This is a genomic window from Microbacterium sp. J1-1 (assembly GCF_024498615.1).
Lineage (GTDB): Bacteria > Actinomycetota > Actinomycetes > Actinomycetales > Microbacteriaceae > Microbacterium > Microbacterium aurugineum.
Window position 1 is genome coordinate 1,773,696 of sequence record NZ_CP089590.1, and the last position, 18,151, is coordinate 1,791,846.

Here is an 18,151-nt window from a genome sequence, read left to right on the forward strand (position 1 = left end):
GGACACGCCGAGTGCGGGACGGATGGTCTCCGTTTCGGATGCGTCGGGGATCAGTCCTCGGCGTCGCGCGCCTGCGCGGCCAGCGCGCGCTCCACATCCGCCAGGTTCTCGAGCACGAGTCGGCGCAGCGCCGGCGCCGCGTCCTGGTGGGTGGAGAGCCAGGCGCGGGTCGCGTCCCGCAGCGCGATGTCGGCCAGCGCCGTCGGGAAGAGTCCGACGATCAAGTACTGCGCGATCTGATAGCTGCGCGACTCCCACACCGGAAGCAGCATGTCGAAGTACGCGGGGACGAACTCGGCGAGCACCGCCGTACCTGCCGGATGCGTGAACCCGAGCGCCGCAGAGCGGACGATCGTGTTCGGAGCGTCGTCACGCTCGATCAGCGATGACCACGCCGCCTTCTTCGACGCCGAGTCGGGAAGGGAAGCGCGTGCCTGCGCGGCGAACTCTCCGCCCTTGGCCGTGTTGTCCGAAGCGAGGGCGGCATCGATCGTCGCGGCATCCGTGGCACCGATCGTGGCGAGGCCGACGAGGAGCTGCCAGTTCAGGTCGGCGTCGACCTCCAATCCGGGCAGGGTGTCCTCTCCGGATCGGAGTCGTCCGACGATGCCTGCGTGCTCCGGGGTGACCAGGGCGTTCGCGAACGCGGTGACGAACTGCAGCTGGCTGTCGCTGCCGGGCTCCGCTGCCTCTGCGAGGCTCCACAGGCCGTCGGCGACCTTGAGGCGGGCAGCCTCGCGATCAGCGGGCGCGACGTACAGCGTCGCGGCGGAGCGGAGCTGAGCGAGCGTGGTGCGCACGGTCGTCGACTCGGTCTCTCGGCCGATGTTGCCGAGCACGAGGTCGATGTACTCCGATGCGCCGGTCTCGGCGTCGCGGGTCTGGTCCCAGGCGGCACCCCACACGAGCGAACGCGCGAGGGGGTCGTGGATGTCGGCCAGGTGAGCAATCGCCGTCGCGAGCGACTTCTCGTCGAGACGGATCTTCGCGTAAGCGAGGTCGTTGTCGTTCAGGAGGACGAGGTCCGGTCGGGCGAGGCCGTGCAGCTCGGGCACTTCGGTGCGGTCGCCGTCGACATCGACCTCGAGGTGATGCGTGCGGGTGAGCGAGCCGTCGGTCAGCGTGTAGAAGCCGATACCGAGGCGGTGAGGACGGATCGTCGGGTAGTCCGCGGGCGCGGTCTGGGTGATGGCGAAGCGGGAGATCGTGCCGTCGTCACCCTCGGCGATGACCGGCTCGAGCGTGTTGACGCCGGCGGTCTCGAGCCACTTCTTCGACCACGTGCTCAGATCGCGCCCGCTCGTGGCTTCGAGCTCCGACAGCAGGTCGCTCAGCTCGGTGTTGCCCCAGGAGTGCTTCTGGAAGTACTGGGATACTCCGGCGAAGAAGGCCTCGATACCCACCCAGGCGGCGAGCTGCTTGAGGACGGAGCCGCCCTTGGCGTAGGTGATGCCGTCGAAGTTGACCTGCACGTCTTCCAGGTCGTTGATCTCGGCGACGATCGGGTGCGTCGAAGGAAGCTGGTCCTGGCGGTACGCCCAGGTCTTCTCCATGGCGTTGAAAGTCGTCCATGCCTCGGTCCACTCGGTGGCCTCGGCCGTCGCGATGGTCGAGGCCCATTCGGCGAAGGACTCGTTGAGCCAGAGGTCGTTCCACCACTTCATGGTGACGAGGTCCCCGAACCACATGTGCGCGAGTTCGTGGAGGATCGTGACGACCCGGCGCTCCTTGACGGCGTCGGTCACCTTGCTGCGGAACACGTAGGTCTCGGTGAACGTGACCGCTCCCGCGTTCTCCATCGCGCCGGCGTTGAACTCCGGCACGAACAGCTGGTCGTACTTGGCGAATGGGTACGGGACGCCGAACTTCGATTCGAAGTAGGCGAAGCCTTCGCGGGTCTTGTCGAAGATGTAGTCGGCGTCGAGATGCTGCCACAGGCTCTTGCGGCCGTACACGCCCAGCGGGATGACGCGGCCGGACGCACTCGTGAGCTCCGAGAAGGTCGACTCGTAGGGCCCGGCGACGAGGGCGGTGATGTAGGACGAGATCCGAGGGGTCGGCTCGAAGCCCCAGGTCGCGGTGACGTCGTCGTCGTGCACGATGGCTTCCGGCGTGGGGGAGTTGGAGATGACCTTCCACGCCGCCGGAGCGGTGACGGTGAACTGGAAGGTTGCCTTGAGGTCGGGCTGCTCGAAGACCGCGAACACACGACGTGAATCGGGGACCTCGAACTGCGAGTAGAGGTAGACCTCGCCGTCGACGGGATCGACGAAGCGGTGCAGACCCTCCCCGGTGTTCGTGTAGAGGCAATCGGCATCGACCACGAGGACGTTCTCCGCCTGGAGCCCCGTGAGCGCGATGCGGGAGTCGGCGAAGACCTCGCTCGGGTCGAGCTGCTCGCCGTTGAGGGAGATCTCGCGCACATCCCGGGCGATGAGATCGATGAAGGTGAAGCTCTCGGGCGTCGCGGTGAAGCGCACGACACTGCGAGAGCCGAAGACCTCGGCGCCCTTTGTCAGATCGAGGGCGACTTCATAGGACTGCGTGTCGATGACGTCGCGGCGCTCCTGCGCTTCGATACGGGTAAGGTTCTCTCCAGGCACAGCTGTACTCCCAGGGGTGAGGGGATGTCACCGGGGCTTGGCGCAGTTGGCGCCGACGGCAACCATGACAGCCTACGCCAGAGCAGCGAATGTCCACCCGCATCGAGGTGGACGCTCCTACGCGGCGGAGGTGAAAGGATGGAGTCGTGACTGCGATCGAGCCGAATGCTGTTCCCTTTGCCTCGCCCGGTGCCGCCGATGGCGCACCGTACGTGACCACGCCGGTGGCCTATGACGCGATCCTCCTCGCGGGGTTCGGGGGCCCCGAGGGGCAGGAGGACGTGATCCCGTTCCTGCGGAATGTGACCCGGGGAAGGGGAATCCCCGACGAGCGGCTCGAAGAGGTCGCGCACCACTACCGTCATTTCGGTGGAGTGAGCCCGATCAACGGGCAGAACCGCGTGCTCAAGGAGGCCCTCCAGAAGGCCCTCGTCGAGCGCGGCATCGATCTCCCGGTCTACTGGGGCAACCGGAACTGGGCTCCGTATCTCGAGGAGGTCGTGAGCGAAGCCTCCGTCAACGGACACAACTCCCTGCTCGCCTTCGCGACGAGCGCCTACAGCTCCTTCTCCAGCTGCCGCCAGTACCGCGAGGACTTCGCTCGCGTGCTGGAGGAGACGGGTCTGGGAGAGACGGTCACGATCGACAAGATCCGTCCGTTCTACGATCACCCGGGCTTCGTCGAGGCCTTCGAGACCGGAGTGCGCGATGCGGTCGAGGGTTTCCTCGCCGAGGGCGTCGCGGCCACCGACATCCAGATCCTGTTCTCGACCCACAGCATCCCGACGGCCGACGCGGAACGCTCCGGAGCCCGCGACATCGAGTGGGGTGAGGGCGGTGCCTACGCCGCGCAGCACCTGGCCGTGGCCGCCTGGGTGATGGACCGTGTCCGCCAGACGGTACCCGGTGCGGAGGACGTGTCGTGGGAGCTCGTGTACCAGTCGCGGTCCGGGCCCGCCTCGCAGCCGTGGCTCGAGCCCGATGTGTGCGACGTCATCGCCGAGCTGCCGAGCCGGGGGCGCAAAGCCGTCGCGGTGGTCCCCGTCGGCTTCATGAGCGATCACATGGAGGTCCTCTGGGACCTCGACACCGAGGCGGCCGAAGCTGCGGAGGAAGCGGGCCTGTCGTTCACCCGCACTCCCACCCCGGGTGTGTCACCTGTCTTCGTCACGGGCATCGTCGACCTGATCGAGGAGCGTCTTCAGGGCCGTCCCAACGAGGACCGACCCCACGTGACGTCGCTTCCCGGGGCGTTCGACGTGTGCCGTCCCGGCTGCTGCGAGAACGTGCGCGCGGGCTTCAAGCCGGCAGCCGCAGGCCTCGTTCCCTGACATCCCGATCGCGATCCGGCACTTCTAGGATGGGAGCCATGCGCATCCACATCGCCACCGACCACGCGGGCCTCGACTTCTCCACCCAGCTCCAGGATCATCTGCGCGCTGCGGGCCATGAGGTCGTCGATCACGGGCCGATCGAGTACGACGCCGTCGACGACTACCCCGCATTCTGCATCCGCGCCGCGCAGGCGGTCGTCGCCGATCAGCGTGCGGGTGTCGATGCGCTCGGCGTGGTGTTCGGCGGCTCCGGGAACGGGGAGCAGATCGCTGCGAACAAGGTCGGTGGAATCCGCGCGGCCCTCGTGTGGAATCTGTCGACCGCGGAACTCGCCCGGGAGCACAACGACGCCAACGTGATCTCGATCGGTGCGCGGCAGCACTCCTACGAGGAGGTCACGTCGTTCATCGACCGGTTCATCGAGACGCCGTTCTCCGGTGACGAGCGCCATGTCCGTCGCATCGGTCAGATCGCGGACTTCGAGCGCGACGGCTCGCTTCTCCCGGACCCCCGGGCCTGACATGCCCGAGGGACATTCCGTCCACCGGATCGCGCGGCAGTTCGATCGGAATTTCGTCGGCAAGACGCTGCGTGCATCGAGCCCGCAGGGACGATTCGCCGAGGGAGCCGCGGTCCTCGACGGGCGGGCGGCGGTGAGCGTGCAGGCCGTCGGGAAGCAGATGTTCCTGGAGGCGGAGGGGGACATCTGGCTGCGGGTGCACCTCGGTCTCTACGGGGCCTGGGACTTCGCGGGGGAGATCCTCGTCGACCCGACCATCGCGTCGGCGAACGGTCGGATGGGGCAGACGAACCAGCGGGGAACCGTCCTGGATGAACCGATCCTGGACGACGCGGGGGAGAACTCGCTGGCGTCGATCGGAGCACCTCGTCGCACGCGGGTCCACGTGCGCATGTCGGAGCAGACCAAGGGGCTCGCGGACGAGGGGCTGGAATGGCCGCCTCCGGTCGTCGGGCAGGTGCGTCTGCGCCTCATGACGGACATCACCGCCGCGGACCTGCGCGGACCGACCGCCTGCGTGCTGCAGTCGCCGGAGGAGATGCTCGCCACGATCGCGAAGCTCGGTCCCGACCCGCTGGTCGGCGATCCGGTGGAGAACGAGGAGCGTTTCGTTCGTGCCGTGCGGAAGAAGTCGACGGTCATCGCGCTGCTGCTGATGGACCAGTCGGTCGTGAGCGGTATCGGCAACGTCTACCGTGCCGAGATGCTCTATCGCCAGCGGTTGAATCCGCACACGCCGGGGCGAGACGTTCCGGAGGAGATCGTCCGGGCGCTCTGGCACGACTGGGTGCGTCTGCTCGCCATCGGCGTCGAGACCGGGCAGATGATGACCATGGACGGTCTCACCGGCGAGGACTATCGGGCGGCGATGGCCAACCGCGACGATCGGCACTGGGTGTACCACCGGGCGGGGCTTCCCTGCCGGATCTGCGGTACCGAGATCGCTCTCGAGGAGATCGGCGCGCGCAAGCTCTACTGGTGCCCGCGCTGCCAGGCGTGAGGTCGGTTCCCCGGACACGCGGGTGGGGGTCCGCTCCGGTCCGCTTCCTGTGAATATGGTGACAGCGTCGAATACGCCGACACCGACAGGAGCCGACATGGATCTCACCAACCTCCAGACAGTTCTCGAGACCGTGAGCGGATTCATCTGGGGACCGTTCTTCCTCATCCCGTTGCTGCTGGGCACGGGTCTGTACCTCACCATCCGATTGGGAGGCCTGCAGTTCGTTCGGCTCGGCTCGGCGCTGCGACTCGGACTCTTCACGCGCAACGACCCCGGCGCCGATGGGGACATCTCCCAGTTCCAGGCCCTCACGACGGCCCTCGCCGCCACGGTCGGCACGGGGAACATCGTCGGCGTCGCGACGGCGATCGGCATCGGCGGTCCTGGCGCTCTCTTCTGGATGTGGATCACCGGGCTGCTCGGCATGGCGTCGAAGTACTCCGAGGCGTTTCTCGGCGTGCGCTTCCGCAAGACCGACGACGCGGGGGAGAAGTCCGGTGGGCCCCAGTACTACCTCGAGCGCGGTATCCGGGGTCCCTTCGGCAAGGTCCTGGCGCTCTCCTTCGCCGTGTTCGCGGTGATCGCCTGCTTCGGCATCGGCAACATGACGCAGGGCAACTCGATCGCGCAGAACCTCCAGGCGAGTTTCGACGTGCCGACCTGGGTGACGGGCATCGTCCTCACCGCGTTCGCCCTGGTGGTCCTGGTGGGCGGTATCAAGTCCATCGGGCGTGTGACAGCGGGTCTGGTGCCGATCATGATCATCTTCTACGTGCTCGGCGCCCTCTACATCCTCATCGCGAACGTGGGGGCGATCCCTGCCGCGTTCGCCCAGATCTTCTCCGAGGCGTTCACCGGCACCAGCGCTGTGGGCGGTTTCGCGGGGTCCGCGATCATCATCGCCGTTCAGTTCGGTGTCGCACGCGGCATCTTCTCGAACGAGTCCGGAATGGGATCCGCGGCGATCGCCGCGGCGGCAGCGAAGACCAGCCACCCGGTGCGGCAGGGTCTCGTGTCGATGACGCAGACGTTCATCGACACGATCATCGTCGTCACGTGCACCGGCCTGGTCATCATCTCGACCGGCACGTGGAAGGAGATCGACCCTGAGACGGGCGAGCAGTTGAGTCCCGCTCTCATGACCGGGGCGGCGTTCTCCCACGGACTCCCCGGGGACTGGGGACACATCATCGTGACACTGGGGCTGGTGATGTTCGCCGGGTCGACCATCCTGGGATGGTCCTACTACGGGGAGCGCAACGTCGAGCGACTCATCGGCCGACGCGCCGTCATGCCCTTCCGGATCATCTTCTCGCTCGTCGTGTTCATCGGGTGCACCGTGCAGCTCGGCGTCGTGTGGGCCTTCTCGGACGCGATGAACGGCCTGATGGCGCTGCCCAACCTGATCGGTCTCCTGCTCCTCTCCGGCCTGGTGGCGAGGGAGACCAAGAAGTACCTCGACAACGATCCGAAGCTGCGCGCGGATCGCGCGCAGATCGATGCCTTCATGGCCGGTTCTCCGGGGTGGGAGGAGTGGAAGACGCAGGCGATCCCTGTGGTCGGGCGCCGTCGACGCTGACGCGGCGAGTGGCCCGATGTCGCGGCTCTAGGCTATTGGCATGCGACAGAACCCCAGCTTCACCCTGGCGGATGTCGACGAGATCCGCCGTGTGATCGACGCCCATCCGTGGGCCACGATCATGAGCGCGGGTGAGGGCGGACTCGTCGCTTCCCACTATGCGGTGCTCCTCGACGAGGGGCGCGATGACTTGACGATCGTCGGGCATGTCGGACGGCCGGACGATCTCATCCACGGCATGGGGGAGCGTGAGCTGCTCCTCGTCTTCCAAGGGCCGCACGGATACGTGTCACCGGGGTGGTACGGCGATGTGCCTGCGGTTCCCACGTGGAACTACACGGCGGTCCACCTCGCGGGCGTTCCTGAGATCCTCGATGCCGAGGAGAACCTCAGGGTGCTCGATCGCCTGGTCGCTCGATTCGAGTCGCGCATGCCGGACCCGAGGCTGATGTGGGAGCGGCCGAACGACGCTGCTTTCGTGGAACGTCTCGCCGCGGGGACGGTGGGCTTCCGGCTCGTGCCGACACGCGTCGTCGCGAAGCGGAAGCTCAGCCAGAACAAGCCTCCGGAGACCATCGAGACGGTGATCGCCGCGCTCGACGCGGAGGGGCCCTACTCGAACCCGGCTCTGGCCGCGGAGATGCGGCGCGCGCAGGACGCACGCCCCGGAGGAGCGCAGTGACCGAACGTGGAACCGCGATCAGCACCGTCCGAGCCGCGCGGATCGCGGGTCCGGGGCGCGAGTTCCTGATCGACGATGAACCGGTCGACATCCTCATCGCCGACGGGCGCATCGTCGACATCGCGCCGACCGGAGCCTTGCGTGCGGGGGGAACGGTCATCGATGTCGAAGGCGCATGGGCCTTGCCGGGATTGTGGGACAACCACGTCCACACCGTTCAATGGGCGTTGGCGTCGGAGCGGGCACCGCTCGGGCATGCCCGGTCGGCTGCCGAGGCCGCGCGGGCGATGCGCGATGTCGAACCGCTGGCGGACGGCCGCCGTGTGGGGACCGGCTTCCGTGATGCTCTGTGGCCCGATCGGCCGACGCAGGAAGTCCTCGATGCCGAGACCGGCGCGGTGCCGACATATCTCATCAATGCGGACGTCCACAGCGTGTGGCTGAACAGCGCGGCCTTGGCCCGTGAGGGCTTCCGGAGTGCTGATGGGATGCTCCGGGAGACGGAGGCGTTCGAGATCTCCCGACGCCTCAACGCCGTTGAGGCCGAGCACGGCGATCGGGCGATGGAGCGTGCCGGACGGCAGGCGGCCGCTCGGGGCGTCACCGGACTCGTCGACTTCGACATGGCGTGGGGCGCGGAGGCGTGGCCTCGCCGAGTTCGGAACGGCTTCGCCTCTCATCGCGTCGAGTTCGCCGTCTATCCCTTCGACCTCGATCGGGCCATCGAGGCGGGCCTCCGTACCGGTGACGTCCGTGAGGATGTCGACGTCCCCGAACGCGGGCGTGGGCTCGTGCATGTCGGATCGTTGAAGATGATCACCGACGGCTCGCTGGGTACGCGCACAGCTGCGTGCTCGCACCCCTATCCCGGTGATCCCGACAACTTCGGGATGCTGACCGTGCCGGCCGAGCAGCTGGTCTCCCTGCTGACACGTGCGACGGGGGCGGGGTTGGCTGTCGCCGTGCACGCCATCGGCGATCGTGCCATCACCAACGCCCTGGATGCCTTCACCACGACCGGGGCTGTCGGTTCCATCGAACACGTGCAGTTGGTCCGTCACGCGGACCTGGCGCGGTTCGCGCGCCTCGGAGTGATCGCCAGCCTCCAGCCGCAGCATGCCGTCGATGACCGGGATCTGGTGGAGCGGCATTGGGCTGAGCAGACGGCGATCGGATATCCGCTCGCCTCGCTGCACGCGGCCGGGGCGGAGCTGCGGTTCGGCTCGGACGCCCCGGTAGCGGCTCTCGATCCCTGGCATGCGATCTCCGCGGCCGTCTCCCGCACGGACGACGACCGCGCGCCCTGGCACCCCGAGGAGCGGCTCGGTGTCGAGCACGCCATCGATGCGAGTGTTCGGACCGCGCTGCGCCCCGGCGAGCCGGCGGACATCGTCGTGTGCGGTGCGGATCCGCTCACGGCGAGCGGCGACACGCTGCGGCGGATGCCGATCAGCGCGACCCTGCTGGCGGGAAACGTCACCCACTTCGGATAGTCCGAAGTCGAACGCCGAAAGGGCCGGCCTCCGATGACGGAGGACCGGCCCTTCCGGATGACGGGTCAGGCGGCGATGTGCGAGAGAAGGAACCAGCGGTCCTTCTCGAGGCCGCGCTGGATCTCGATGGCGACGTCCTGGCTCGTGAGGTCGACCTCGTCGAGGCCTTCGACGGCGGCCTTGACATCGACGAGGATCGCATCGATGTCGGAGATGACCGCACGGATCAGCTCGTCGGACTGTGTGAAACCGGCCGGAACCGAGGTGGCTCCCGCCTTGTCGGCGACGGCGCTCACACGGGCGTCGATCGGAAGACCCAGGGCCACGATCCGCTCGGCTGCGGTGTCAGCGAAGTCGCCGGCGTGGGCGACGATGGTGTCCAGCAGCTCGTGGACGCCGACGAAGTTCGCGCCGCGGACGTGCCAGTGGGCCTGCTTGCCGTTGACGGTCAGGGCCTGGAGGCCGAGGACGACGGGGGAGAGGAACTGGGCCGCCCCCGCAGCCACGGTCGGGTCGATGGCGGTGGTGGAAACGGTCTGTGCCTTGCTCATCCTGTGCTCCTCCTGGAACGGTTCTCTTACCTGATGAAGACAACGCTACTCAGGCTCAGACATTCCGCAAGCAAGCTGAGGCTCGGCTCACTTCCCTGTCATTCCGCGGATCTGAGGGTAGTCTCGCCTCATGACCATCGCCGTGGAAGCCTCCCTCCTCGCCCTGCCGAACAGCGCGCCGTCGGTCGATTCCACGGCATTCGTCGCCGCGGGGGCGCGCATCATCGGAGACGTCTCGCTCGCTGCAGGATCCAGTGTCTGGTACAACGCCGTGCTCCGTGGCGATTCGGCGGAGATCGTCATCGGCCCGGGGTCGAACGTGCAGGACAACGTCTCCGTCCATGTGGACGGCGGACACCCGGTCATCGTCGGTTCGAAGGTGTCGATCGGACACAATGCCGTGGTGCACGGCTGCACGATCGGCGACGGATCGCTCGTCGGCATGGGGGCGGTGATCCTCAGTGGTGCGGTGATCGGCGAGGGGTGCTTGATCGCCGGTGGGGCGGTCATCCTGGGTGGGACGGAGGTCCCCGCGGGCTCACTGGTGGCCGGTGTGCCTGCGAAGGTCCGCCGCGCGCTCAGCGAGGAGGAGCGTGCGGGCCTGATCAGCAATGCCGACGTGTATCGGGGGCACTCGCAGACGCACTCCGCAGCGACCTCTGTGTGAGCTCTGCGTGACCTCGCCGAACGATAGGCTGAGGTGCGTACGGGGCGGTGGCCAAGCTGGTTAAGGCAGTGGGCTCATAACCCAACGATCGCGGGTTCAAGTCCCGCCCGCCCTACTCTTCGCTCCCGAGGTGAGATACCTGCGTTCGTGAGACGAACACGGGCGTGTCCGGGCCGATCCGCCGCTGTCAAGCCCCTCCCGCGCGTGACTCTGCCACGCCATTCTTCGACGGAGCGGCATCGCGTCGCAGAACGGGAGAAACCATGAGCATCGGCAGCGGAATCGCGCTCTTCGTGATCGGAGCAATCCTCGTCTTCGCGGTGAACGTCGACATCCAATGGGTCGACCTCGACATGGTCGGGTACATCCTCATGGGCGCCGGAGTCGTCATATTCCTGATCGGAATCATCCTCCTCGCCCGTCGTCGTCGGACCGAGACCGTCTCACGCACGTTCGTCGACCCTGCGACCGGGGAACCGACCACTCGCCGCTCCGTCAGTTCGAGTGGCGACGAGGCGGTCTGAGGGTGGACTGGCGGTTCCGGGTGGTCGAGCTATCCGGGACCGTCAGTCGGCAGAGCCGCTCTCGAGGTGCTCCTCCACGAGGAGGATCCCTCCACTGGAGCTGGCGGAGTGAGCGAGGTCTTCGATCCACTTCCGGCTCAGTTCCGGGGACTCGGGCTCCTGGAACACGAACCGGAGCGGGATCGAGGGGTGCAGCCACAGGGTCGAGCGTCCGGGTGCATCCCCTTCCGGGTGTCGCCACGAGAGGGTGAAGCTCTCGTTGCGGCGGAGTTTGGTGGCAATGACGACCTTCAGGTGCGCGAGCGCGCGGTCGTCGATCTGGATCGGTGTCTGGGCGTCGCCGTAGTAGAGACTGCCCATCAGCGGGCGGAGGTTTCGATGTCAGAGCGGATCTGGATCATGGGGACTCCTCGACGGTGTGCGCGACAGACCGGGAGGGTGCTCCGGGTACTTGGACTCTAACCACACGGCGGCGAAGCAACGGGGGCGGGAGATCGACTCGCCGTCGGATACGAAGAGATTGTTCGCCCCGTGTCACGGCCCCGTGAGCGACGGCGTGCTGCCGTACGCCTCACGGTAGGCGGCACTGAACCGCGAGGAGTTGCTGAAGCCCCAGCGACGGGAGATCTCCGTGATGGAGCGACCGTTGCCCGCGTGGAGATCGCGACGGGCGCCGTCGAGACGTGCGCGGCGTAGCGCTTCCGCAGGAGTGATGTCGAGAGCCCGACGGAATGCGTACTGCAGGCCCCTCGTCGAGATGAACGACGCCGCGGCGACATCGTCGATGGTGATCGCACGATGCGCGTTCTCGTCGATGTACGCGAGCGCCCTCCGGACTGCTGCCGGTGCCGCGGCGCGCTGGGCAGGGCGATCGAGATACTCGGAGAACGTCGTCGGGAAGGTGGCGAGGGTCATCATCAGGACGTGTCGTTCGAGCTCGGCGATCAGGAGCGGCTCTGCGGCGTCGTCGTCGAGGGCTCCCTCGACATAGGAGAAAGCCCTCTCCCAGCGCTGCGCGGCGACGGCGGAGGGGGGAGCGAATCCCGTGGTGCGCAGCTTTCGTCCGTCGACCCCCGTGATCTGTGCAGCGCGGGTCTCCGCGGCGGCGCGATCGATGACGAACGCGCGGACTCGTGCAGCGCGATCCCATCTCGCCTCGACGCGGGTGCCGTCCGAGATCCACGGTCGCCCCGGGTCGAGCGAGTGGCGAGCGGACCAGACTCTGGCGTCGGGTGCGTCGACACGGCACACCAGCAACTGGTCCTGCGGTTCGGCGAGGGAGTGGATCTGTGCGGCGAGTCGGTAGTTCACGACGGCGACGCTGTCGAGGGTTTCGGAATGCCAGTCGAAGCGGAAGTGGCGAGGGTCGGCGTTCTGCAGCGACGACGAGGGGACGAACTGGTGCCACGTGGACTCCACCTGTGCGATGTCGGTGGATGTGAACTGCATGGCCGTGCTCCTTGTTCCTCGCGCTGCGATCCCACTCGGCAGCACATCACCAGGAGCGTATAGCACCGTGTCTGCTCGTTTCCGGGTCAGGCAGACGCACGTCGACTCGTAGACTCGGATCATGACCGTGCCTTCCCCGTATGCAGACCGCCTGCGTCGCCTCCCCGTGCAGCGACACGAGGTCGAGGTGCGGGGTGCGACGACCGCGTACTGGGTGTACGGGCCCGAGGATGCCGAGACCACCGTCATCGCCGTGCACGGCTTCCGCGGCGAGCACCACGGCCTCGAACCGGTGTTGGCCTACCTTCCCGAAGTGCGTGTGATCGCCCCTGACCTCCCCGGTTTCGGCGAGTCGGCACCGTTGCCCGGGCGGCGGCACGACCTGGACGAGTACGCCGGTTGGCTCATGGACTTCGCGGCCACGGTGGCGCCGGGTGCCGTGATCCTCGGACACTCGTTCGGTTCGATCGTGACGGCAGCGGCCGTCGCGCGAGGTCTGCGCACTCCCCGGCTGATCCTGCTGAACCCGATCGGTGCTCCGGCGCTGGAGGGCCCCAAAGGTCTGATGACGCGCCTTGCCGTGCTCTACTACGCGCTCGGTGCCCGTCTTCCGGAGCGGCTCGGAACCGCGCTGCTGCGCAACCGCGTCATCGTCCGGGTGATGAGCATCACGATGGCGAAGACGAAGGATCCCGCGCTGCGCCGGTTCATCCACGACCAGCACGACACCTACTTCTCGCGCTTCTCAGATCGCGACGTGCTGCGCGACGCCTTCGTCGCGAGCGTCTCGCACGACGTCCGGGAGTTCGCGCCCGAGATCGATGTCCCGACCCTGCTCGTGGCTGCGGAGCGCGACGACATCACCCCGATCGAGGCCGAGCGGAAGCTGGCGAAGACCTTCCCGGATGCCGAATTGGTCGAGATCGCTCACGTCGGTCATCTCATCCACTATGAGACGCCTGCCGAAGCGGCGGGTGCGGTGCGTCGCTTCCTCAGGATTCCCGTCGTGCGAGGCCGATGAGGCCCGCGACGCGGAACGGGATGACCTCGCCCATCGCGAGCGACGTCTCGGTGCGTTCCACCCCCTCGATCGACAGGATGCGGGCGTCGGTGTCGAAGAGATGGCGTGCATCGCGGCATGCGACCCGCGCGAGCAGATCGATCGACCCGCTCAGTCCGTGCGCCTGGACGACCTCGGGGATCCGAGCCAGTTCGTTGATGATGCGGGGGAGTTCCGTCTGTCGCACGCCGATGCTGACGAACGCCTGAAGCGGGAAGCCCAGGACGTCGGGGGAGAAGGACCGCTCGTAGGAGAGGAAGATCCCGCTCTGCTCCAACCGCGCCATCCGCGCCTGGATCGTGTTGCGTGACAGCCCCAGATTCTCCGCCAACGCCACGATCGTCGTCCTCGGGTCGTCGGCGAGAGCAGCGAGGAGTTCGAGATCGATACGGTCCAGTCCGGGCATAGTGCCAAACCTTAGCAGCATCGCCCCCGCGCAAATTAAGCAACATGCTCAAGCCGGGTTCGAATGCTTGAGCGAGGTGTTCAGCGGACGTACTCTCGGACCATGCCGGTGATGACGCCGGCATCACCGCGCGGAGCCTCACGAGGGCCGCCGAGGACGAGGAGGACGATGATGTCACCGCAGATCACCCCCATCGCAGACACCGCCCAGGACCTGGAGCTCTCCGAGCGCATCCTGGCCCCGGACGGAAACCGTGTCGCGAACCCTCGGTTGGACCCGTTCGTCGCGGACGTCGATGCCGAACAGCTGCGCTCCCTGCTCCGCGACATGGTCATCCTCCGCCGGATCGATGCCGAAGGCGTGGCGCTCCAGCGGCAGGGCCAGCTCGGTCTCTGGGCTCCCTGCCAAGGCCAGGAGGCCACGCAGATCGGCACTGCCCGGGCGATCGCGAAGGACGACTTTGTGTTCCCCAGCTACCGGGAGACCGGCGTCATCTACGCGCGCGGCGCAGAGCCCGGTGACTACGTGCGCATGTGGCGCGGGGAAGAGGGGGCCGCGTATGACCCCGCTGCACTCGGCGTTGCTCCGTTGCAGATCATCATCGGCGCGCAGACGCTTCACGCGGTCGGTTACGCTCTGGGCATTCAGCACGACGGTGCCGACGAAGTCGCGGTGACGTACTTCGGAGACGGCGCGACCAGCCAGGGCGATGTGAACGAGGCGATGATCTTCGCCGCGTCCTACCAGGCACCGGTCGTCTTCGTCTGCCAGAACAACCACTGGGCCATCTCGGAGCCGGTCGCGGTGCAGTCCCAGTATCCGATCGCCGGGCGGGCGCCGGGGTTCGGCATCCCCAGCGTCCGCGTCGACGGAAACGATGTCCTCGCCTGCATGGCGGCCATGCGCTGGGCGCTCGATCACGCGCGCTCCGGCAAGGGGCCGGCCTACATCGAGGCGGTCACGTACCGCATGGGTCCGCACACGACGGCCGACGATCCGACGCGTTACCGCGACCAGGACGAACTCGAGTCGTGGCGCCGCCGCGATCCGATCGCGCGGCTGGAGGCACACCTGCGCGCCACCGGGGACCTGACGGACGAGGATCTCGCCGAGACTCAGGCGGCCGCCGACGTCATCGCGTCGGAGATGCGGGCGGCGTGCCTGAACATGGTGACGCGCCCGCCGCTGGCCGTGTTCGATGGGGTCTACGCCGATCCGCACACCGGGCTCGAGCGCCAGCGCGACGAGTACGCGGCGTACCTCGCCTCGTTCGAAGGCGAGGTCTGAGCATGACCGAACTCACGCTCGGAAAGGCCCTCGGCGCAGGACTCCGCCAGGCGATGCGCGACGACGACAAAGTCGTTCTCCTCGGCGAGGACATCGGGAAGCTCGGTGGGGTGTTCCGCATCACCGATGGGCTCCTGGACGAGTTCGGCGCCGCGCGCGTGATCGACACCCCGCTGGCGGAGTCCGGCATCGTCGGTACAGCGGTCGGGCTCGCGTTCCGCGGCTACCGACCGGTGGTCGAGATCCAGTTCGACGGCTTCGTCTATCCGGCCTTCGATCAGATCGTGGCGCAGGTCGCGAAGCTGCACTACCGCACGCAAGGGCGCGTCAAGATGCCCATCACCATCCGGATCCCGTGGGCTGGAGGCATCGGTGCGGCGGAGCATCACTCCGAGTCTCCGGAAGCGTACTTCGTCCACACCGCCGGATTGCGCGTGATCGCGGTCTCGAACCCCGAGGACGCGTACCGCAGCCTGCGGCAGGCGATCGCCTCAGATGATCCCGTGATCTTCTTCGAGCCGAAGCGGCTCTACCACCACAAGGGAGAGGTCGACCTCGACGCACCCCTCGCCGACGCACCTCCGATGGGATTGGCGCGTGTCGTCCGCGCCGGCACGGACGCGACGCTCATCACATACGGAGCCATGGTGTCCACCGCGCTCCAGGCTGCCGAGGCTGCGGAAGACGAGGGCATCTCCCTGGAGGTCATCGACCTGCGCTCGCTCTCGCCGGTCGATTACGACTCGGTCGCCGCCTCCGTACGGAAGACCGGACGAGTCGTCGTTGCGCACGAGGCCTCCCGCGAGGCCGGCGTCGCGGCCGAGGTGATCGCCAGCATCACCGAGCGCTGCTTCGAATACCTCGAGTCGGCGCCGCTGCGCGTCACCGGACACGACATCCCGTATCCGCCGGCGAAGCTCGAGAAGTACCACCTGCCCGACCTCGATCGCCTGCTCGACGCGGTCGATCGCGTGCTGGATCGGCCGAACAGCTTGACGGGAGCAGACGCATGAACGCCGAGTTCCGCCTTCCCGATCTCGGGGAAGGGCTCACCGAGGCCGAAGTGGTGTCCTGGCTGGTCTCTCCCGGCGACACGGTCACGCTCAACCAGACGCTCGCCGAGGTCGAGACCGCGAAAGCGATCGTGGAACTTCCCTCTCCCTATGCCGGAACGGTGGCGACGCTCCACGCCGAGGCCGGCGAGACCGTCGCCGTCGGAGCACCCCTGATCGACTTCGACGTGGTCGGCGACGAGAGCGGGCCGACTCCGGCCGCCGCATCGGGGGAGAAGGCCCAGCCCAACCTCGTCGGTTATGGAGCGGCACCCACGTCTGCGGGACGTCCAGCGCGACGTGCCCGGCGAGTCGGCGTCACCGCGACTGCGGTCGACACGGCGGTCCTCGAGGCGGCGCCGCATGATGCCACCTCGTCCGCCGCCGTCGAGGCCCCGATCGAGCGGCCGCGATCGACACCACCGGTGCGCGCCCATGCGAAACGTCTCGGGATCGATCTGGTGCTCGTCGCAGCCGAGGTGGGCGACCGCGTCGTCACCCGCGCGGACGTCGACGCCTATGCGGAGCGGGTCGGCGCCGTGGGGACAGGGGGCGAGGAAGACGCGGTGAGCGGATCGACCGTGCCGTCCAGTGCCGCAACTCTCGGCGACGAACAGCGGGAGACGCGCATCCCGATCCGCGGTGTGCGCAGACACACGGCTGCGGCGATGGTGCAGAGCGCGTTCACGGCGCCGCACGTCACCGTCTTCCACACGGTGGACGTGACCGGGACGATGGAACTCCTCGCCCGTCTCCGCGAAGACCGTTCGCTCGCCGAGCACCGCATCGGCCCGCTGACCGTCGTGGCGAAGGCGGTCTGCCTCGCGCTGGGGCGCACTCCTGGTCTGAACTCCCGGTGGGATGAGGCGGCCGGCGAGATCGTCCAGCACAACTACGTGGACCTCGGGATCGCCGCCGCGACGGATCGAGGACTCATCGTCCCGATGATCAGGGACGCGGAACAGCTCACGCTGCTCGGCCTGGCGGATGCGGTGAAGTCGCTGGCCGAGGTCGCGCGCGCGGGAAAGACCTCGCCCGCCGAGCTCGCGGGCGGCACGTTCTCGATCTCGAACATCGGCGTCTTCGGAGTCGATGCAGGCACGCCTATCCTCCCGCCGGGGCAGTCCGGGATCCTGGCGATCGGTGCTGTTCGGCGACAGCCGTGGGAGCACCGCGGCGAGATCGCGCTTCGTGACGTCATGACGCTCAGTCTGTCCTTCGACCACCGCTTGGTGGACGGCGCAGAAGGAGCGCGGTTCCTCAAGGACGTCGCCGACATCCTCGAGGAACCGGGAAGAGCGATGCTCCTCAGGTAGTCGCGCGCAGAGCGGCCTCCGCCATCGCGACCAGCACGGTCGCGGTGGCGGAGCGCTGCCTGGCAGCGGCGCGCGTGCTGTGAGGGGTGGAGTTGATGAGTCCGAAACATGCCTGGACACGGAGGCGCAGCTCGTCTTGGTCGACGGTGCCCTCGGAAGCCGCGTGCAACGGCGAAAGCGCCGACATCCAGAGCTCGATGTAGGAGCGCTGCAATCGGCGAACCTCGGCGCGGTCGGAGTCGCTCAGATAAGCCAGGTCACGATCCTGCACCTGGATGACCTCGGCGTTGCCCAGAGCGAAGTCGACGTGGAAGCGGATCAACGCGCGCATCCGCTCGTCGGCGGTCGGAGCTTCCTCGGCGACGCGCTGACCCCCTCGGATGAGGTCCTCGCTGACCTTGACGAGCACAGCGCCCAGCAGGGCTTGCTTCCCCGCGAAGTGGCGGTAGACGGCGGGACCGGAGACACCGACGGCTGCGCCGATGTCTTCCAGGCTCACGCCGCTGTACCCGCGCGCGGCGAAGAGTCGTGCGGCGGCGTGCAGGATCGCATCGGACCGTTCGGCCTTCGCGCGGTCTCGGGCGGTGACCGGGCTTGTCATCTCAGTTAATCCTCGCTAACCTG

18 protein-coding genes and 1 tRNA gene are annotated in these 18,151 nt (G+C 67.6%); 13 read left to right on the top strand and 6 right to left on the bottom strand.

All coding sequences use genetic code 11. The features are described 5' to 3' along the window. Positions 1–50: 50 nt before the first annotated feature. The gene (pepN, locus tag LRQ07_RS08410; protein ID WP_256536378.1) at positions 51–2,603 is read right to left on the bottom strand and encodes an aminopeptidase N; all 2,553 of its coding nucleotides are present in this window, start codon (positions 2,601–2,603) and stop codon (positions 51–53) included. A 146-nt stretch (positions 2,604–2,749) separates the two neighbouring features. Here pepN and LRQ07_RS08415 point away from each other — a divergent pair, with 146 nt between their 5' ends. The 6 genes from LRQ07_RS08415 to LRQ07_RS08440 all read left to right on the top strand — a co-directional run bounded on the left by LRQ07_RS08415 (position 2,750) and on the right by LRQ07_RS08440 (position 9,215). Next, a complete protein-coding gene (locus tag LRQ07_RS08415) occupies positions 2,750–3,934 on the top strand; it encodes a ferrochelatase (RefSeq protein ID WP_256536379.1) in 1,185 nt (394 codons plus the stop codon). A gap of 38 nt (positions 3,935–3,972) precedes the next feature. Then, positions 3,973–4,458, top strand: coding sequence for a ribose-5-phosphate isomerase (locus LRQ07_RS08420; protein ID WP_047519663.1), 486 nt, complete (start codon positions 3,973–3,975; stop codon positions 4,456–4,458). A 1-nt stretch (position 4,459) separates the two neighbouring features. After that, positions 4,460–5,458 (top strand): Fpg/Nei family DNA glycosylase, encoded by a 999-nt coding sequence (locus LRQ07_RS08425; RefSeq protein ID WP_256536380.1) that lies wholly within the window; start codon positions 4,460–4,462, stop codon positions 5,456–5,458. A gap of 97 nt (positions 5,459–5,555) precedes the next feature. Further along, on the top strand, positions 5,556–7,040 hold the full coding sequence (locus LRQ07_RS08430; RefSeq protein ID WP_256536381.1) for an alanine/glycine:cation symporter family protein: 1,485 nt from the start codon (positions 5,556–5,558) through the stop codon (positions 7,038–7,040). Positions 7,041–7,080: 40 nt separating this feature from the next. Further along, a complete protein-coding gene (locus tag LRQ07_RS08435; RefSeq protein ID WP_256536382.1) occupies positions 7,081–7,722 on the top strand; it encodes an FMN-binding negative transcriptional regulator in 642 nt (213 codons plus the stop codon). Next, positions 7,719–9,215, top strand: coding sequence for an amidohydrolase (locus tag LRQ07_RS08440; protein ID WP_256536383.1), 1,497 nt, complete (start codon positions 7,719–7,721; stop codon positions 9,213–9,215). Before LRQ07_RS08435 ends, LRQ07_RS08440 begins: the two co-directional genes overlap by 4 nt. A gap of 65 nt (positions 9,216–9,280) precedes the next feature. Here the strand turns inward: LRQ07_RS08440 and LRQ07_RS08445 are convergent, their stop codons facing one another. After that, positions 9,281–9,766 carry a Dps family protein gene (locus LRQ07_RS08445; RefSeq protein ID WP_047519653.1) on the bottom strand — a complete coding sequence of 162 codons (486 nt, stop codon included), beginning with the start codon at positions 9,764–9,766 and terminating at the stop codon, positions 9,281–9,283. Between the two features lie 130 nt (positions 9,767–9,896). Here LRQ07_RS08445 and LRQ07_RS08450 point away from each other — a divergent pair, with 130 nt between their 5' ends. The 3 genes from LRQ07_RS08450 (at position 9,897) to LRQ07_RS08460 (ending at position 10,957) form a co-directional block, all read left to right on the top strand. Beyond that, complete coding sequence (locus tag LRQ07_RS08450; RefSeq protein ID WP_256536384.1) at positions 9,897–10,433, top strand: gamma carbonic anhydrase family protein; 537 nt, start codon at positions 9,897–9,899, stop codon at positions 10,431–10,433. A 41-nt stretch (positions 10,434–10,474) separates the two neighbouring features. Then, positions 10,475–10,548: transfer RNA gene (locus LRQ07_RS08455), tRNA-Ile, on the top strand. Positions 10,549–10,696: 148 nt separating this feature from the next. Further along, positions 10,697–10,957, top strand: coding sequence for a DUF6458 family protein (locus LRQ07_RS08460; RefSeq protein ID WP_153244104.1), 261 nt, complete (start codon positions 10,697–10,699; stop codon positions 10,955–10,957). Between the two features lie 42 nt (positions 10,958–10,999). On the opposite strand, the gene LRQ07_RS08465 is transcribed toward LRQ07_RS08460, so the two are convergent. Further along, on the bottom strand, positions 11,000–11,317 hold the full coding sequence (locus LRQ07_RS08465; protein ID WP_153244105.1) for a hypothetical protein: 318 nt from the start codon (positions 11,315–11,317) through the stop codon (positions 11,000–11,002). A 174-nt stretch (positions 11,318–11,491) separates the two neighbouring features. Beyond that, positions 11,492–12,406, bottom strand: coding sequence for a helix-turn-helix transcriptional regulator (locus LRQ07_RS08470; protein ID WP_256536385.1), 915 nt, complete (start codon positions 12,404–12,406; stop codon positions 11,492–11,494). Positions 12,407–12,527: 121 nt separating this feature from the next. On the opposite strand from LRQ07_RS08470, the gene LRQ07_RS08475 reads away from it, so the two are divergent. Beyond that, positions 12,528–13,427 carry an alpha/beta fold hydrolase gene (locus tag LRQ07_RS08475; protein ID WP_256536386.1) on the top strand — a complete coding sequence of 300 codons (900 nt, stop codon included), beginning with the start codon at positions 12,528–12,530 and terminating at the stop codon, positions 13,425–13,427. On the opposite strand, the gene LRQ07_RS08480 is transcribed toward LRQ07_RS08475, so the two are convergent. Further along, positions 13,399–13,872: an Lrp/AsnC family transcriptional regulator gene (locus LRQ07_RS08480; protein ID WP_028501915.1), complete on the bottom strand. Its 474-nt coding sequence runs from the start codon at positions 13,870–13,872 to the stop codon at positions 13,399–13,401. The genes LRQ07_RS08475 and LRQ07_RS08480 overlap by 29 nt on opposite strands. Positions 13,873–14,043: 171 nt before the next feature. On the opposite strand from LRQ07_RS08480, the gene pdhA reads away from it, so the two are divergent. The 3 genes from pdhA to LRQ07_RS08495 are packed head-to-tail and all read left to right on the top strand — an operon-like array spanning position 14,044 to position 17,527. Next, on the top strand, positions 14,044–15,159 hold the full coding sequence (gene pdhA / locus LRQ07_RS08485) for a pyruvate dehydrogenase (acetyl-transferring) E1 component subunit alpha (RefSeq protein WP_256536427.1): 1,116 nt from the start codon (positions 14,044–14,046) through the stop codon (positions 15,157–15,159). A 2-nt stretch (positions 15,160–15,161) separates the two neighbouring features. Further along, positions 15,162–16,172 carry an alpha-ketoacid dehydrogenase subunit beta gene (locus tag LRQ07_RS08490; RefSeq protein ID WP_131490996.1) on the top strand — a complete coding sequence of 337 codons (1,011 nt, stop codon included), beginning with the start codon at positions 15,162–15,164 and terminating at the stop codon, positions 16,170–16,172. Next, the gene (locus LRQ07_RS08495) at positions 16,169–17,527 is read left to right on the top strand and encodes a dihydrolipoamide acetyltransferase family protein (RefSeq protein WP_256536387.1); all 1,359 of its coding nucleotides are present in this window, start codon (positions 16,169–16,171) and stop codon (positions 17,525–17,527) included. Before LRQ07_RS08490 ends, LRQ07_RS08495 begins: the two co-directional genes overlap by 4 nt. Here LRQ07_RS08495 and LRQ07_RS08500 read toward each other — a convergent pair. Further along, complete coding sequence (locus LRQ07_RS08500) at positions 17,520–18,128, bottom strand: TetR/AcrR family transcriptional regulator (protein ID WP_256536388.1); 609 nt, start codon at positions 18,126–18,128, stop codon at positions 17,520–17,522. The genes LRQ07_RS08495 and LRQ07_RS08500 overlap by 8 nt on opposite strands. Positions 18,129–18,151: the final 23 nt, after the last annotated feature.

Coding starts and splice junctions, on each gene's coding strand:
- LRQ07_RS08420 (WP_047519663.1), top strand. CDS start 3,973: ATGCGCATCCACATCGCCACCGACCACGCGGGCCTCGACTTCTCCACC.
- LRQ07_RS08425 (WP_256536380.1), top strand. CDS start 4,460: ATGCCCGAGGGACATTCCGTCCACCGGATCGCGCGGCAGTTCGATCGG.
- LRQ07_RS08430 (WP_256536381.1), top strand. CDS start 5,556: ATGGATCTCACCAACCTCCAGACAGTTCTCGAGACCGTGAGCGGATTC.
- LRQ07_RS08435 (WP_256536382.1), top strand. CDS start 7,081: ATGCGACAGAACCCCAGCTTCACCCTGGCGGATGTCGACGAGATCCGC.
- LRQ07_RS08445 (WP_047519653.1), bottom strand. CDS start 9,766: ATGAGCAAGGCACAGACCGTTTCCACCACCGCCATCGACCCGACCGTG.
- LRQ07_RS08450 (WP_256536384.1), top strand. CDS start 9,897: ATGACCATCGCCGTGGAAGCCTCCCTCCTCGCCCTGCCGAACAGCGCG.
- LRQ07_RS08460 (WP_153244104.1), top strand. CDS start 10,697: ATGAGCATCGGCAGCGGAATCGCGCTCTTCGTGATCGGAGCAATCCTC.
- LRQ07_RS08465 (WP_153244105.1), bottom strand. CDS start 11,317: ATGGGCAGTCTCTACTACGGCGACGCCCAGACACCGATCCAGATCGAC.
- LRQ07_RS08470 (WP_256536385.1), bottom strand. CDS start 12,406: ATGCAGTTCACATCCACCGACATCGCACAGGTGGAGTCCACGTGGCAC.
- LRQ07_RS08475 (WP_256536386.1), top strand. CDS start 12,528: ATGACCGTGCCTTCCCCGTATGCAGACCGCCTGCGTCGCCTCCCCGTG.
- LRQ07_RS08480 (WP_028501915.1), bottom strand. CDS start 13,872: ATGCCCGGACTGGACCGTATCGATCTCGAACTCCTCGCTGCTCTCGCC.
- pdhA (WP_256536427.1), top strand. CDS start 14,044: ATGTCACCGCAGATCACCCCCATCGCAGACACCGCCCAGGACCTGGAG.
- LRQ07_RS08490 (WP_131490996.1), top strand. CDS start 15,162: ATGACCGAACTCACGCTCGGAAAGGCCCTCGGCGCAGGACTCCGCCAG.
- LRQ07_RS08495 (WP_256536387.1), top strand. CDS start 16,169: ATGAACGCCGAGTTCCGCCTTCCCGATCTCGGGGAAGGGCTCACCGAG.
- LRQ07_RS08500 (WP_256536388.1), bottom strand. CDS start 18,128: ATGACAAGCCCGGTCACCGCCCGAGACCGCGCGAAGGCCGAACGGTCC.